Raw genomic sequence first — 14706 nt, forward strand, 5'->3', positions numbered from 1 at the left:
TATTTTAATTCTGCAGAGACAAATAAATTCTCTGGTTTTTGCTGATTATGGTGCCTTCCAGCGGGAACTGTTCTTTGATTCGTCCAACTCCTTTATAATCAATTCTGTAGCCCATGTTTTCCAATTGAGGAATCACATTTTTACCGATAAGTCCTACTACATTAGGCATCTGCTTATTATTAACCGCTACCTTCACATTAGGCTCAACCATTTTATTAAGGTTTACCTTTCTGTCTACCAGCATTTCTTTTTCAATATTCTGTGGCGTTTTCAGGAATGTTTTTCCTGCAATTTCCTTAAATACCGGAGCTGAAACAGGTCCTCCGTAAAAGCCTATTGCCGTATTAGGCTCGCTGATCATCACATAACATGTATATTTTGGATTGTCAGCGGGATAAAAGCCGGCAAAAGAAGCTCTGTACTTCATTGGACCGGGAAGCCAGTATTCAAATCTTGCGGTTCCTGTTTTTCCTGCCATTTTCAGGTTCGGGGTGAAGATGCTTCGTCCTGTTCCTTTTTCTACAGCTTTGGTCAGTGCGCTGGTCATCATTTTGATTGCTTTTTCTGATGCCATTTTGCTGACCATTACTTCGGGTTTTGCGTTGTAAACTACTTTTCCTTCTTTCATGATCTTGTCGATGAATAGAGGCTTAAGCATTTTACCGCCGTTAGCAACGCCGTTATAGAAGGTTGTTAACTGTAAAAGATTGATATTTGATGAATATCCGTAAGATATGGAAGCCAGTGTTGCGGCATTCCATCTTTTGTGTTCAGGAGTCAGAATCTTCGGTTTTGTGATTCCCGGAAGCTCAATGTCCATTTTATCGAATAATTTCCATCTTTTCAGGTGATCAAGGAAGATCTGTGGCTTTTCTGCATAATATTTTGTAATTAATTTTGCAGTTCCCACGTTGCTTGACTTGGCTAAAACATCACTTATATCGTAAGTTCCTCCGCCGTGGCCGTCAGAAATTCTCTGCTTTGCATAGGTCCAGACTCCGTTACCGACATCTACTGTTGTATTTTCATCAATAAAACCATCGTCCATTGCTGCCAACAGAGATATGGTCTTAAAGGTAGAACCGGGCTCAATATTATCTTTTAAAGCATAGTTGTAAGAATCCTCGTATTCTCCGGACTCTGTTCTTCTCAGGTTCACCAGGGCACGTACCTTTCCGGTTTGTGTCTCCATGACAATCACTGTTCCGTGCTTGGCTTCATAAGTAATCAGCTGCTTCTGTAAAGCAGAATGCGCAATGTCCTGAATTCTGAGATCTAAGGTGGTGTAAACATCTTCGCCATCTACAGGTTCTTTTACTTTCCAGTAATCGATTGGCTTCCATTGTGACGAGTTGATTCTTTGCTCCAGTCTTTTTCCATCGGTTCCTGTAAGGTATTTTGAAAAAGCACCTTCCAGGCCGGCTTTCACTTCTCCGTTATCCATACCTATAGTTCCGGATCCTATCTCTGAAGTGGCAAGCTCACGCTTATAATTTCTGTCTACGATAAAGCCTCCTTTATTTTTGCCTTTTTTAAAGATCGGAAAGTTTCTGATCCTGTCGTATTGGTCGAAATCAAGGCCTTTAACCAAAGTATAGTATTGGTTTTTCTTCTTTTTCTGTTCGTCAAACTTCTTTCTGAATTCTCCTCTGGGTTTTCCGAACATTCTGCTCAGAGAATCTGTTAATGCACCGATATTGTTGGTGTATATCGTATCCTTCATTGTTTTAAAATCAAGGTAGATATCATAGCGCATTACGGTGGTGGCCAGAATAGATCCGTCTGAAGCGAACAGGTTTCCGCGGGCAGCCTTAAGAGTGGCTTCGCGGTAGTTTTTATTAATGTAATCGTCTTTAATTTCCTGAACATTAGTGTTTTGCAGGATTACAATCCTTGCAAGGAACATCACAAATACGCACAGAACTCCTACAGCGAAGAGGTAGCCCCACCTTAACGTTTTTTTACGTTTGTTATCGTATTCATTTTGTTTTTGCATCTGTACTGTCCAGTTTTATTAGCAGTTTATGAGGATGGTTTTCCAAAGTCATCAGTGAGTCTTTTGCTACTTCCTTCCCCAGCTGGGATTCCATTTTTACTTTGATAAGCTTACTCTGGGCGTAAGCGTTTCTCGATTTATATTCTTCTGTTTCTTCTTTTAATGCATTGACAATTTTGATCTTCTTGTTGACGAGGTGATTGCTATAAATCATTGCCATCATGAGGACGAACAACAGTAAAAAATACTTGTAATGAGTTTTGATCTCATCACGGTTCAGAAAGTTTCCTTTTATAATGTCTATAAAAGTGAGCTTCTTCTGAGGGCGGTTTGTTGTTCTTTTTGCCACGTTGTTTACACTTTAATTCCGGTTCTCATTTTTGCACTTCTTGCTCGTGAGTTTTCTTCAATTTCCTTATCATCCGGGATGATCGCTTTACTCTTTAGTAATTCAAAGACCTTTTTATAATTTCCGTAGATATCTCTCTGCTGCTCTCCTTCAAACATCCCATTCTTCAGGAATCTTTTTACCAGACGATCTTCTAATGAATGGTAAGAAATCACAACAAGCCTTCCGCCGGGTTTTAAAATATTCAGAGACTGAACAAGCATTTCTTTCAGGGCTTCAAGCTCCTGGTTAACTTCTATTCTTATGGCCTGGAAAAGCTGAGCATAGAATTTATTAACCTTATGGGGCGGAAGGTAGCTGAAAAGTTTTTTCAGGTCTTCGGTCGTAGTGATGGTTTTCGTTTTTCTGTGATGGACAATATCTCTTGCCAGCTTTCTTGCTTCTCTCAGTTCACCGTAGTGATAAAAGATATCGGCAAGTTCTGTTTCCTCATACTCATTGATCACCTTTTTGGCATCAAGATTCTGCATCACGTTCATTCTCATATCCAGAGGAGCGTTGTTTCTTGTAGAAAAGCCTCTTTCTGCTTCATCAAACTGATGGGATGAAACGCCAAGGTCTGCCAATACTCCGTCTACCTGAGAAATTCCATACATCAGCATAGAGTTTTCCAAAAACCTGAAATTCTGATTTACCAGTGTAAATCTTGGATCTTCAATTGTATTTTTAAGAGCATCCAGATCCTGATCAAAACTGAAAAGCTTTCCCTTTTCTGAAAGTCTGCACAAAATTTCTCTTGAATGGCCTCCTCCTCCAAAAGTGCAGTCCACGTATATTCCGTCAGGATTCGTCACCAAATCATCAACGCTCTGCTTCAATAAAACGGGGTTGTGGTACATACTTAATTGTGTTTTTACTTGCTTTTTACGGCAAGTGTGGTTTATTCTTCATCGAAAGAGCCCATTACATCTTCGGCCAGGCTTGCAAAATCAGCTTCATTGGTAGAAATCACCTTTTCATAGGCTTCTTTATCCCAAATTTCAAAAAGCTCTCCTGCGCTGGTAATTACAGTATCTTTCTGAAGGTTTGCAAAATGAACCAGATCTTTTGAGATCTGAAGTCTTCCTGCATTGTCCAGTTCTACTGTTTTTACCCCTGCCGTAAACATTCGAATGAAATCAGCATTCTTTTTAATGAATCTGTTTAGCTTGTTAATTTTGCCCATCAGTTTGTCCCATGCATTCATAGGATAAACTTCAAGGCAAGGTTGGAACACAGATCTCTTGACTACAAACGCCTTATCGTCGAAGTTTTCCATCTGTTTGATCAGGGAGGAGGGAACTTTTAACCGGCCTTTGTCGTCAATTTTACACTCATATGTTCCAATGAAACTTTTCATTTGGGACAAATTTATATAATAATTTCCAAAATTTCCCACTTTTTCCCACTTTTTGACTTAATGTTAATAAGTTTTATTAAAGATTCAATTTGAAAGAGGTAAGTGGTTGATATTTTGTCTATTGCAAAAATTGTTATTTAAGCCATAATAAAGAGGTTCTGAAAAAAATAAAGAAAAAGGATGATATTATATTATTTTTACTTTAAATTAGGGTAATCAAAATTTTTTTGAGGTTTAATTTGTATTTTTGCAGAGCTTTATTAAGGCATTTTATGATATTTAGTACAAAAAAAGAAAAGAAATATACTTTTGTAGAGGCGGGAGAAGGACATCCATTGGTGCTGTTGCACGGTTTAATGGGTGGTTTGAGTAATTTCGATAAGATGGTAGATTTTTTTTCTGAAAAGGGATTCAAGGTATATGTTCCCCAGTTGCCTATCTACGATCTGCCGGTACTCAATACTAATCTTACTACTCTTGCCAAATATATTATCAAGTTTATAGAAAGTCATATTTCCGAGCCTGTTACGATTGTAGGAAACTCAATGGGAGGGCATGTAGGATTGATTATGACTCTGGCAAGACCAGATCTGGTAAAGAATCTTGTATTAACAGGAAGCTCCGGATTGTACGAAAGAACTTTCGGAGACAGTTTCCCAAGGAAAAACGACCGTTCCTATATAAGGAAGAAAACGGAAGAGGTTTTCTATGATCCTGCTATCGCCACGGAAGATCTTGTAGACGAGGTTTTTTCTGTAGTAAATGACAGGATGAAGGGAATTAAAACAGTAATGCTGGCCAGAAGCGCGATCAAACATAATATGCTGAACGACCTTCCTAAGATTGTAACACCAACATGTCTGATCTGGGGAAGACAGGATAATGTAACGCCTCCTGAAGTGGCTGAAGATATGCACAAGTTTATTCCAAATTCGGATCTCTTCTGGATCGAGAAATGCGGACATGCTGCGATGATGGAGAAGCCGGACGAATTTAATGAAATTCTCTACAGCTGGTTAAAAGATAAAGTTTAAAACAAATAAATTATAGACCATTAAGAGCTTTTCTTAATGGTTTGTTTTTCTAAAAAATATTCGAAAGATGGTTATTAAAACAGCAAATTTTGTAAAGAGTAGCGGGAAATGGCAGGAATGCCCTGAGCCTACTATGCCTGAATATGCTTTTATCGGAAGGTCTAATGTCGGAAAATCATCATTGATCAATGCAATGATGAATCATAAAGATCTGGCAAAAACTTCCGGAACTCCGGGGAAAACTCAGCTGATCAATCATTTTTTAGTGAATGAAGACTGGTACCTGACGGATTTACCGGGCTATGGGTATGCAAAAGTTTCAAAATCTATAAGAAAGGACTTTGAAAAGCTGATCACCAATTATATTTTAAACAGAAGAAACCTTGTGAATCTTTTTGTTTTGGTAGATTCACGACATACTCCGCAAAAGATTGATCTGGAATTTATCCAGTGGTGTGGGGAAAGCGGAATTCCTTTTTCGATTGTTTTCACGAAAGTGGATAAGCTGAAACCGAATATTGCCATCCAAAATGTAGAAAATTATAAAAATGAACTGCATAAAACCTGGGACGATCTTCCTGAGCTGTATGTAACTTCTGCAGAAAAGAAAACGGGTGGTGATGAGATTCTGAACTTCATTCAGAAAACGAATGAATTCCTGAAAAATAATAATGTAAGTTTTGATGAGTAACATAATCTGGAAAATTAAAAGCTTCGATGAGTTTACGGTTCCTGAGCTGTATGCTGTTTTAAAGGCCCGTATTGATGTTTTTGTCATTGAGCAGAACTGCCCCTATCCTGATCTGGATAATTATGACCAGAAGGGAATTCACATCTGGGCTGAAGAAGATGGCCAAGTTCTGGCGTACTGCCGTGTTTTTGACAAAGGAATAAAGTATGATGAAACTTCTTTCGGAAGGGTTCTGACAACGGAACAGGCGAGAGGCAAAAACTTAGGCAGACAGCTGATTAAATATGCAGTAGAAACCATAGAAAACCGTTTCCATACTTCAGAGATCAAGATTTCGGCGCAGGATTATTTATTAAGATTTTACTCTGAATTCGGATTTATAGATACCGGAAAAAAATACCTGGAAGATGATATTCCGCATACGGAAATGATTAGGAAATAGAAAAAAGCGAAGAGAAATCTTCGCTTTTTGTGGTATGATGAGTGTTTTTTAATTTTTGCCTGTGATGGCTTTTACAATAATAGGTTCCAAATTAGATGGCAAATCAGCGGATTTTATCTGATATTTTTTGATTTTCATTTCTTTAAACCATTTTTCCCAATACTCTTTAATCACGGCTTCTTCAAATGGGTTTCCTTTTTCTGGATTGAGTCCTAGCACGATGACTTCCAGGTTACTTAGGTTATCATTGGCTTTTACGAAGCCTAAATTATTCTTCTCAAATATCGTTTTAAAATCAGATGCTGTTAGATTGTTTGACTTAATGAGCTTTGAGGTTAAATATGATGTTTTTTTGTCCTGAGAAAACATGGTGTCCTTATGGTACATATATCCATCGGTCAAAATGAAAAGTATATTTCTGTGATCATCCTTTACACAATAGTCTTTAATCTTATTTCTAAAAAATTCCCAGATGTCAGAACCTACATAGTTTCCGTCTTTAATGGCTGATTGATAGATGTTGGTAGGGAATTGAGCATATCTTTTTTCAACGGTATTGAAATAGGCTTTGTTAGTATTTTTATCGAAAGAAACTTGAAGTTCTTTCGTAAAATCATTGATTTTGGGATCAGAAGGTTCGGGATTGAAGAAAACCTGCATCTGATCATTATATGTGACGATTCTTTTTGTTTTGATATGGTTCAGAAATCCTTTTTCGATCGCTTTAATATATTCTATATCTCTCTGGAAATGCTCCATTGTCGGATTGGGGTTTGTTTTGGGATCAATCCGGTCGGATAAATCAATCAGAATACTGACATTGATGTTGTTTGAATCAACAGGAGGAGGACAGTGTTTACAGGGTGGAGGCGGGTTTTTACCACATGAAACCAAAGATGTGATGAGTAATAAGTATACTATTTTTTTCATAACAAGTGATTTATAATGCAGATAAATAAACTAGATTCTGGTTATCAGCGTTGGCTCCCACAACATCTAGATTGCTACTGTAGGTATCAATACAGCTGTCGATCATGGTTTGTTTCTCCGTTTTTGAAACGGCTATTTTTTCACCAATATAAGTAACCCAGCCCTGAACATATTCTGAAGCATAGAGTTTGTAATCTTTAGTTGGAATAATCACTCCGTCAATGATGTTTTGAAGTTCTTCAATCCTTCCGCGTGTCTTTATGATGAGTTCTTTAGTGGTTCCGATATTAGCAAGGATTTCTTCAATTTCTTTTTTTAGAACATTGATTTTCTCCAAGAGAAAAAGCACCTTTTTCTGTCTGATTTCCTGTTCGTTTTTAATTTTATCTTTCTCTCTGTGTTCCTTCATCACAAAATCGAAAACCAGTCCCCAGATAAGGTACACAATAAATCCCGCGAAAATAATCCCCCAAAACTGATTTTTGGTAAAAGCGATTTTAAGATCAAATGGGGGAGAGTCGAAGGTTTTGTTAAGTTCATATAATTTAGACTCAATTTCATACGCCAAAATAGCATCAAAGATAAAGGTGATGATGAATAGCAGTCCCAGTTTGATATAATTGAGCCAGGTTTTATTTTCTCCGAACATATGGATCAAAAACCCAAGTCCTAAGAAGACAAATGGAATTAGGGTGACAAAGGCTCCTTCAATAAGGCCTTCGTTCCAGGCTTTGCTAAGTGCCTGTGCATCTAAAACACTTTGAATAACTGTACTTTTTGCATCAAAACTTTTAAAAAATGCGGAATAGGAAGTTGAAATATAAAATGTAAGCAGGTATAAACTGATGGGAATAAGCAGAATAGTGCCGATCCAGAATTTTGTGGAAGCCCCTTTTGTTGCTTTTATATTGTGTTTTTCCGGATTCCTGGGTAAATCGTTGATTTCTGCTTTTAAGCTTTCAATTTTATTCTGATGGTCTTCAATTTCTGTATTTCTATGGGTAAGCTGTTCTTCTTTGGTTTCCAATGAAACAGAGAGTGCTTTAATCTCTGTTTCTCTATTTTTTTGTTCGTTTACATAAGATTCTTTGAGCTTTTGCTGCTTTTCCACCATTTCTTTTTCCTCATTCTGGAATTTGGAATAGACGGCGTCCAGGCAAATGAAGAGGGTTGTATGATTTCCATTATTTCTGGAACTGTCCCTGTAACCGGATTCATGGTATGTTCTTTTTCTGCTTTCCTCAGGGGATTCTGCATTGGGATCAATTTCCGGTTTTGGAGACTCTTCTTCCAGAGTTTCAACCGGAACTGACTTTAATTTGAATAAATTTTTAATATGGGTCGTCATGATCAGTTAGTTTTTTAATTCATATAAAATATCTGTTTTATTTTTTCCGGTCTTAACAGAGTGTATCAGATAATCGACAATCTCTTTTACGTTTTCTTCCAGGAATCCAAACATCAGAACATATTTTTCCATCGCAGAATATTCGTTTGGAGAGACGATTCCGTCTGCCCAGATCATTACCGTGAGGTCATAGAGATAGTCTACTTTTTCTTCAATTGTCTGGGGAACGAGCGATCTAAAATTGATGGGGTTTAAAAGGATCTCATCCAGGTTTTTAGGCGAAATACCTCTGTCTTCCGCACATTTATAAAGCATTTTCAGTTCCAGGGTACTGAAATCATCATCGCAGATAGCCATTTGATATAATCTTAAAAAGTGTGCTTTAAGATTTTCAGTAATTTGAATATTTTCCATGGTTCGATTAGTTTTCTTTGTTTTTTCTAGGATTAATAATAATATCCCGGGAATGCGCTCTCGGTTGTGTCGGAAACGCTGTACCTTCTACCGGATTTTCTACGATTTCTTTCTTTTTTTCTTTTGGCTTTTCAACAAAGGCAATGAGAAGAAAGAGAATTCCGGTTATAATATCCATAGGAGTCCAGATACTTTTTCTATAGAGATAAATAGGAAGCACAGGGTTGAAAAGAATGAGAATAAAGAGAAAAATGATGCTGAAATAATATTGTTTAAAACGGACAGCATTATATAAAACAAGTAAGGCTCCGATGGAGACAAGAATTCTCAAAATAGTATAATATTCTATAGGAAGTCTGAAAATGGCTACGAAACAACAGATCGCACATAGGGTAAGAAAAGGTTTCATGGGATAAAGGTTTTAAAATCCGGTTTTGAGATTAAATTTGTAATTAAAATTATCTTCAGACATAAAAACGAAAATGAAAAAATCAATCAGTGCAATGAATGCGGGAATGAAAGTCCAACAGAATAGCAAATAAAATAATCCTAATTTATTTTGGCCTAAATAAAATCTATGAATGCCTAGTCCGCCTAAAAAGAAAGCAAGCATTGCTGCAGTAAATTTTGATTTCATATGGTTAAACTCTTGATAATATTTCGTTCTTTTTACTTTCAAACTCTTCAACAGAAATAATTCCGTTATCCATTAATCCTTTCAGTTTTTGTAAAACAGCAAAGGGATCTTCAGCTTCTATAAGCGTTGTAACAGGCTGTGAAGTTGGAAAGGGTTGTGCTATTATCGGAGTGGCATTGTTTACTGTAACCCCACCTGCTGATGCTCTTCTGACTTCAAGGTCTTTTTCTCGTCTTACTCCTCTCATTTTCTCTTCAATTTCCTGGGCAAACTGATAGAGTTTTCTGGCTTGGGCTTTGGGAAGATAATCCATCATATTGGTGTAATTGCCTACGGTTTTCATTGTAAACGTAGCCCCTAAAATCCCTTCTTTAATATGGCAATCTGCAATATCTACCCAATTATAATCCTGGAAGTCCATGGATAATCCAAAGTTTTTAGGTCTACAGAAAATAATTCTTCTGTTGGTAAGCGCTATACAGTCTGGAGAAAAATTGATAGCAGGCTTTTTTTGGACCGCAATATATTCTACAAATTCCTGAGATGTTATAAGATCATTGATTCTCTCTAAAAGCTTTTCAACAGCTTTGGGATCTTGTTCTTCGTTTAAAAAATTCTTTAAATTCATGATGTTTTGTTTTCAAGTTATTTCACATCTTTGTAATATACGTACCCTACCTTTTTGCTTTTTATCACCTGTACTTTATACCAGGAATCCTGTTTGGATAAGTGTTTTAGTTCAGTGTTTTTAGGAACGGTCTCTATTACTTTAGACTTTAGAAAAGGTTTTTCATAGATCTTAGTTACTGCAATCCCTGCGAAATACCGGTTGTTGGTATTGATGTTGATTTCATCAATCCGGATTTTCGAAGAGTTGTAAGATTTGTTTTTTTTAGTGTAATGGAAATCTGGTGATGCTTTAGATTTCTTTTTTCTAGAAGATGATTTCTTACCATAAGAACCACCACTGCATACGCCGCAGCTCCCCCCGGAAGAGCAATGAGCGCAACCTGTACAATTGGAACAGGCGCTACAGGATGCAGAACCGATACATCTTCCCCCGTGACTGGAGCTTCCGGAGCCGGAAGAACTGAAAGAATCAGCAGTAAGCATACCGATGCTTAGGATAAGTATAGAGATAAATGTTTTCATGGATATTAGTTTCCGTTAATAGTTTTCTAAAGTTTTATGGAGCTCCTGTTTGAAATTATATATTTCATCCAGATTATTGAGCAGTATTTTTTCTCCGGCTTCTTTACCATTGTGAAAGGTTTCCAGATATTTGTTGGCCGTATTAAAATGTAACCTGCAGATTGGCTTTCTGTTATTATCATCCAATAAAATTCCGAAATAGGATAATGTATCTCTGTAAGCAATTCTTGCAGAAGGTATTTTTTCTCTTAAAATAGCTTTTATGATTTGAAATCCTTCCAGTTCTTCTTCAGTGGTTACAATTTTAGAATCAGTGTTTTCATCGATAGATTGGGATGATTTTATGCTTTCTTCCTGCTTTTCAATCTGCTCGTTGATGCTTAATGCAGATTTAAGCCTGAAACTGATGGATTCATTGATGGAAGTTGCCAGAGCCTTCTTGGTATATTCCTTAAAAGAAACCATTCTGCTGGCCGTCAGATGTTTTTCAAAAAACCTGCTGACTAATAATTTTACCAGTTCATCAGAAGGGGTTTCAATTTCTTTTTCAAATTCTTTTCTGATCGCCTTGATGTATTTTAAGGCTTCGGCAGAATCTAAAATGCTTTCCAGATTGTAATCTTTTTTAGTGAAGCTTTCAAGGATTTTGATAGAGCTGTCTTTTAGATCTTCAATATTAATGGTGAAAAATGGCTTTTCATCCATAATATTAGGTTTTTCCAAGTCTGTATAAAAATTGTAAATAATTCCATTGGTCAACACGCCAAACCGTGTTTTTGAAACATGATAATACCGGTGAAGCTGGGAATTGTGAGCATCAGCACTTTCTTTCCAGTGCTTGCATTCAATGATGAAAATGGGTTCATCATTATTTTTGATCACATAATCTACTTTTTCTCCCTTCTTTGTTCCGATATCACAAACATGTTCGGGTACAACCTCCGTAGGGTTGAAAATGTCATATCCGAGGATTTGTATAAATGGCATTACAAATGCATTTTTTGTAGCTTCTTCCGTGCTTATCTGGTCTTTCAGACCGACTACTTTCTGGTGTAACTGTTCAAGTTTAATTTTAAGATCCATAGTGTAGTTTTTAAAGAGTTTCGTCAACGATTTCAGCAGTAGACGCATTTTTTTTCACAGAAGAAATCCCGATTTCCATTAAAGATTTGGAGCTGTAATATTGACTTTTACCAATGATTTCTCCGTTTCTTGCTTTTAATACAAAGTAATCTTTATGGTTCTTAGCAACTCTTCTGTCGTATCTTGACTCTTCCTGGGAATTGACCTTCACGGATTCAATGCCTTTTATACAAGATGCTTTCTGGACATAACCTTCACTGGTTAAAATGATTTCGCCATTTCCGGCCTTTAGATTAAACTGATACTCGCTGTTGACTCTTTGAGTGATAACAAATTTTTCCATGATTGTTAATTTTTGCATCCGTTTTTGTCACATGTTATTTTGTCATTTGTATTTACCCAGTGATCAGAATGGACATTAGTGTTAGTGCCGCAACCTGTTGTTCCTCCTTTTTGTCCTTTGTGAGTAATGTTTGTTGGAGTGTGTTTTACATTCATAATAAAATTTTTAAATGATTAATTGAGTCAAAAGTATAACGATTAGAAAATGAATCCTTACGGTTAACCGTAAAAGAAAAAAACCTTTCAAATTTTTGAAAGGTTTTATACAATATTTAAAAACAAGATTAAATAATTCCCAGATCTTTGCAGAAAGCTATTAATTGTTCATTGCTTGTAACTTCTAGTGCTTCTTTTAAACTGTTTAATTTTTTTTCCACACTGCTCAGGCTATTAGGCGTTATATGATTATTCTGCAGATACGTCGGGATATTTTTTTGCTGTATTCCCTGTGAAAGAAGAGAAACAAGCGTTATGTCATATGACGTAAATTCATAGCTATTTAGTCTTTTAACATCTTGTTTAAGGTCAAGAGACAGATAATTTTCATTGACGTAAACGGAAGCAATTGCTTTTTTCAGTTCTTTAGAATCGTTTCTGGCTTTACGGACGTACCCATTAATTCTGGATTCAGTAAAAAGCAAATCAATAATTCCTGATTTACGCTCTCCAGAAAAGACTATGATTTTTAATAAAGGCTGTAACTTGCGGACTTCTTCAATCAGTTCTTTTCCATCTTTAATATTCTGAAGGTGATGGTCTTCTTCATAAGAAAGGTCAGTAATCAACAAATCGTAAGGGTCATTTTCCCGAATAGATTTTTTAATTTTTGCTAAGGCATCATCGCAATAATAGACATAATCAACATTCGGAATGTTGAGCTCTTCTAATGTTTTCTGGACAGATAGACTACCCATCTCTTGGTCTTCGGCTATTAAAATTTTTTTGAACATTTTTTTAGTTTTTAGTAACAGGAAATGAAATGTCGACTTTCAGTCCCTTTTCTGTTTCGGTGTCAAAAATAATTTGTCCCTGCAAAATTTCTATACGGGAAACCGCATTTGATAATCCATTTTTATAAATTACCACTCCGGACATTCCAATACCATTGTCTTTATAATGGATGGTAATCTCATTATTAATTCTTTCAAAACGGAAAGAAACAAGGTTTGCTTTGCTGTGTTTTTTCATGTTGACAAGCAGCTCCCGAATGATTTGATAAATTTCTTCCTGTTTAGGTTGATTTACGTTTTCCCAAATGTTTTTCTCATTTCCGGCAACATATGTTTTTACAGTATCATTATTAAAAGAGCCAATTATATTTGATATTTTTTCGCTAAAATCCTGTTCATTTTTAGAATCTTCCTTTTCATAGGAAATATCTCTTGATTTCTCGTAAACGAATTCCAGCTCGTCCAAAGCCTCTTCTTTATCAAAATGTTCCTGATTTTCTATTTTGGTCATTACCTGATAAATGCCGTTGGCCACGATGTCGTGGACTTTTTTAGAAATTTTGAGCTGAGAGTTTTTTACTTCGATTTCTTTTTCTTGTTGAAGCTTTTTTTGTCTTTTCTTATATAAAATGATAATAATGATTAGTAGGGCAACAAGTAATCCTGAAAGGAAATACTGCCATAATAGTTGGTTTTCCTTTTCAGCTTTTTCAGCCTTAACTTTTGTGTTTTCGTATTTTATAAAAGCAAATTTAGTTGTGTAGTCATTACGACTCGCTTGTATGCTGTCGGATAAACTTTTATATATTTGAAAATGACTATTTGTATTTGCTGGTTTATCAACATAAATTATTCGTTCAATAGCTTCCAGTCTATCTTCAGGACTCTTGTTTAATTGAGCAATATCAAGCATTTTTTTTGCATAATAAAGTGATTTTTCAGGATTTGATTTCTTATTTATTTCTGCTAAATGAGCATAGCTTGAATTAGCCCCCCAAAAGTCATCATTTTCTAACTTAAGTTTTAGTATATTTTCTATATTAATTTGAGCCTCTGCATTATTGTTGTCAAGCCATTTTATATATTCAATATTGTCTTTGATTCTGTTTTTTAAGTTTAAATCTGAAAGGTTAGATAAATCAAGCTTTTGTAAAATGTCCAATGCTTGCTTATATTTCCCTGATTTATATTCTGCTACAGATTTATTGTTTAATATACTTAGTCTTTTTTGTTCTGATTCAATCTTAACGGAAAGAGCCTTATCGTACCATTCAATTGCCTGAGAATATTGATTTTGATTTAATTTCAAAGTAGCCATAGTATCATATAGCGAATAAAGGCTTTCATCATTTTCCTTCATCATTTTTAGGGCTTCTACTAATGTTGATTCTGCTCCTAAAAAATCACCTCTATTTTTTTGAGCGTTTGCTTGTACAATCAAGCTTTTAGAAATATTAGAAAAATCATTTTCTTTACTATAATAGCTTATGGCTCCCTGAAGTTTTTCATAAGCTTTAACGTCATTTTTTTCAAGCAGATTAATGGCTTCTTCATATAATTTATCTGCTTTTTTTATGTTAGGATTAATTTTAGAACTTTCCTCACATGAAGCAATGAGAAAGAAAGAAAAAAGGGAAAATAATAAATTTCGTATCATTTTACTAAAATAAAAAAAACCACTCTATAAAGAGTGGCAAAAATTTTTATTTTTTAGGAGGGAGTGTTGTTCCTGTCTCTCCTCCCGTATCTCCGGGGTTTACTCCGTCTCCGTCTGAACTTGTATGCATAGTCACCGGATTATTAGTTTGATTGTTCGTACATGGTGCCGTGTTGGCATTATTATTTGAAAATGCTAAACCGAATAGCATTAATATAAACTGGATCATTTTCCTTAAAATTTTGAAGTTTTTAGACTGTTTTTCTTCCTCTCATGATTTTC

Annotated in this window: 19 protein-coding genes; 3 read left to right on the plus strand and 16 right to left on the minus strand. The window is 35.7% G+C overall.

Going from position 1 to position 14706, the window contains the following annotated elements; translation table 11 throughout:
- Positions 1-4 precede the first annotated feature (4 nt).
- The 4 genes from J4Q03_RS11370 to mraZ are packed head-to-tail and all read right to left on the minus strand — an operon-like array spanning position 5 to position 3744.
- Positions 5-1996 (minus strand): penicillin-binding transpeptidase domain-containing protein, encoded by a 1992-nt coding sequence (locus J4Q03_RS11370; RefSeq protein ID WP_426048290.1) that lies wholly within the window; start codon positions 1994-1996, stop codon positions 5-7.
- On the minus strand, positions 1980-2345 hold the full coding sequence (locus tag J4Q03_RS11375) for an FtsL-like putative cell division protein (protein ID WP_040992842.1): 366 nt from the start codon (positions 2343-2345) through the stop codon (positions 1980-1982). Before J4Q03_RS11375 ends, J4Q03_RS11370 begins: the two co-directional genes overlap by 17 nt.
- A gap of 5 nt (positions 2346-2350) precedes the next feature.
- Positions 2351-3244 carry a 16S rRNA (cytosine(1402)-N(4))-methyltransferase RsmH gene (gene rsmH / locus J4Q03_RS11380; RefSeq protein ID WP_426048291.1) on the minus strand — a complete coding sequence of 298 codons (894 nt, stop codon included), beginning with the start codon at positions 3242-3244 and terminating at the stop codon, positions 2351-2353.
- 41 nt (positions 3245-3285) lie between these two features.
- Positions 3286-3744, minus strand: a complete 459-nt coding sequence (gene mraZ / locus J4Q03_RS11385; RefSeq protein ID WP_048501622.1) for a division/cell wall cluster transcriptional repressor MraZ — start codon at positions 3742-3744, stop codon at positions 3286-3288.
- Positions 3745-4016: 272 nt separating this feature from the next.
- Here mraZ and J4Q03_RS11390 point away from each other — a divergent pair, with 272 nt between their 5' ends.
- The 3 genes from J4Q03_RS11390 (at position 4017) to J4Q03_RS11400 (ending at position 5911) form a co-directional block, all read left to right on the plus strand.
- Positions 4017-4778, plus strand: coding sequence for an alpha/beta fold hydrolase (locus J4Q03_RS11390; RefSeq protein WP_426048292.1), 762 nt, complete (start codon positions 4017-4019; stop codon positions 4776-4778).
- A gap of 67 nt (positions 4779-4845) precedes the next feature.
- Positions 4846-5469 (plus strand): ribosome biogenesis GTP-binding protein YihA/YsxC, encoded by a 624-nt coding sequence (gene yihA, locus J4Q03_RS11395; protein ID WP_426048293.1) that lies wholly within the window; start codon positions 4846-4848, stop codon positions 5467-5469.
- Complete coding sequence (locus J4Q03_RS11400; protein ID WP_426048294.1) at positions 5462-5911, plus strand: GNAT family N-acetyltransferase; 450 nt, start codon at positions 5462-5464, stop codon at positions 5909-5911. The genes yihA and J4Q03_RS11400 overlap by 8 nt, the downstream gene beginning before the upstream one ends.
- Before the next feature lie 48 nt (positions 5912-5959).
- On the opposite strand, the gene J4Q03_RS11405 is transcribed toward J4Q03_RS11400, so the two are convergent.
- The 12 genes from J4Q03_RS11405 to J4Q03_RS11460 all read right to left on the minus strand — a co-directional run bounded on the left by J4Q03_RS11405 (position 5960) and on the right by J4Q03_RS11460 (position 14653).
- Positions 5960-6841, minus strand: coding sequence for a hypothetical protein (locus J4Q03_RS11405; RefSeq protein ID WP_426048295.1), 882 nt, complete (start codon positions 6839-6841; stop codon positions 5960-5962).
- 10 nt (positions 6842-6851) lie between these two features.
- Entirely contained in the window at positions 6852-8189 is a 1338-nt protein-coding gene (locus J4Q03_RS11410) for a beta-carotene 15,15'-monooxygenase (protein WP_426048296.1), read from the minus strand.
- Positions 8190-8195: 6 nt separating this feature from the next.
- Complete coding sequence (locus J4Q03_RS11415) at positions 8196-8603, minus strand: hypothetical protein (RefSeq protein ID WP_426048297.1); 408 nt, start codon at positions 8601-8603, stop codon at positions 8196-8198.
- Between the two features lie 7 nt (positions 8604-8610).
- Complete coding sequence (locus J4Q03_RS11420) at positions 8611-9012, minus strand: DUF6804 family protein (RefSeq protein ID WP_426048298.1); 402 nt, start codon at positions 9010-9012, stop codon at positions 8611-8613.
- A 12-nt stretch (positions 9013-9024) separates the two neighbouring features.
- Complete coding sequence (locus J4Q03_RS11425; RefSeq protein WP_426048299.1) at positions 9025-9240, minus strand: TM2 domain-containing protein; 216 nt, start codon at positions 9238-9240, stop codon at positions 9025-9027.
- A 4-nt stretch (positions 9241-9244) separates the two neighbouring features.
- A complete protein-coding gene (locus tag J4Q03_RS11430) occupies positions 9245-9868 on the minus strand; it encodes a PH domain-containing protein (RefSeq protein WP_426048300.1) in 624 nt (207 codons plus the stop codon).
- A gap of 17 nt (positions 9869-9885) precedes the next feature.
- Positions 9886-10392, minus strand: a complete 507-nt coding sequence (locus J4Q03_RS11435) for an SH3 domain-containing protein (protein ID WP_426048301.1) — start codon at positions 10390-10392, stop codon at positions 9886-9888.
- 15 nt (positions 10393-10407) lie between these two features.
- The gene (locus J4Q03_RS11440) at positions 10408-11475 is read right to left on the minus strand and encodes a type I restriction endonuclease (protein ID WP_426048302.1); all 1068 of its coding nucleotides are present in this window, start codon (positions 11473-11475) and stop codon (positions 10408-10410) included.
- 10 nt (positions 11476-11485) lie between these two features.
- Positions 11486-11818: a YegP family protein gene (locus J4Q03_RS11445; RefSeq protein ID WP_426048303.1), complete on the minus strand. Its 333-nt coding sequence runs from the start codon at positions 11816-11818 to the stop codon at positions 11486-11488.
- Positions 11819-12101: 283 nt separating this feature from the next.
- On the minus strand, positions 12102-12767 hold the full coding sequence (locus tag J4Q03_RS11450) for a response regulator (RefSeq protein WP_426048304.1): 666 nt from the start codon (positions 12765-12767) through the stop codon (positions 12102-12104).
- A 4-nt stretch (positions 12768-12771) separates the two neighbouring features.
- Positions 12772-14424 (minus strand): tetratricopeptide repeat-containing sensor histidine kinase, encoded by a 1653-nt coding sequence (locus J4Q03_RS11455; protein ID WP_426048305.1) that lies wholly within the window; start codon positions 14422-14424, stop codon positions 12772-12774.
- Positions 14425-14470: 46 nt separating this feature from the next.
- On the minus strand, positions 14471-14653 hold the full coding sequence (locus J4Q03_RS11460) for a hypothetical protein (protein WP_426048306.1): 183 nt from the start codon (positions 14651-14653) through the stop codon (positions 14471-14473).
- Positions 14654-14706: the final 53 nt, after the last annotated feature.

The organism is Chryseobacterium sp. NFX27, assembly GCF_049887855.1.
Lineage (GTDB): Bacteria > Bacteroidota > Bacteroidia > Flavobacteriales > Weeksellaceae > Chryseobacterium.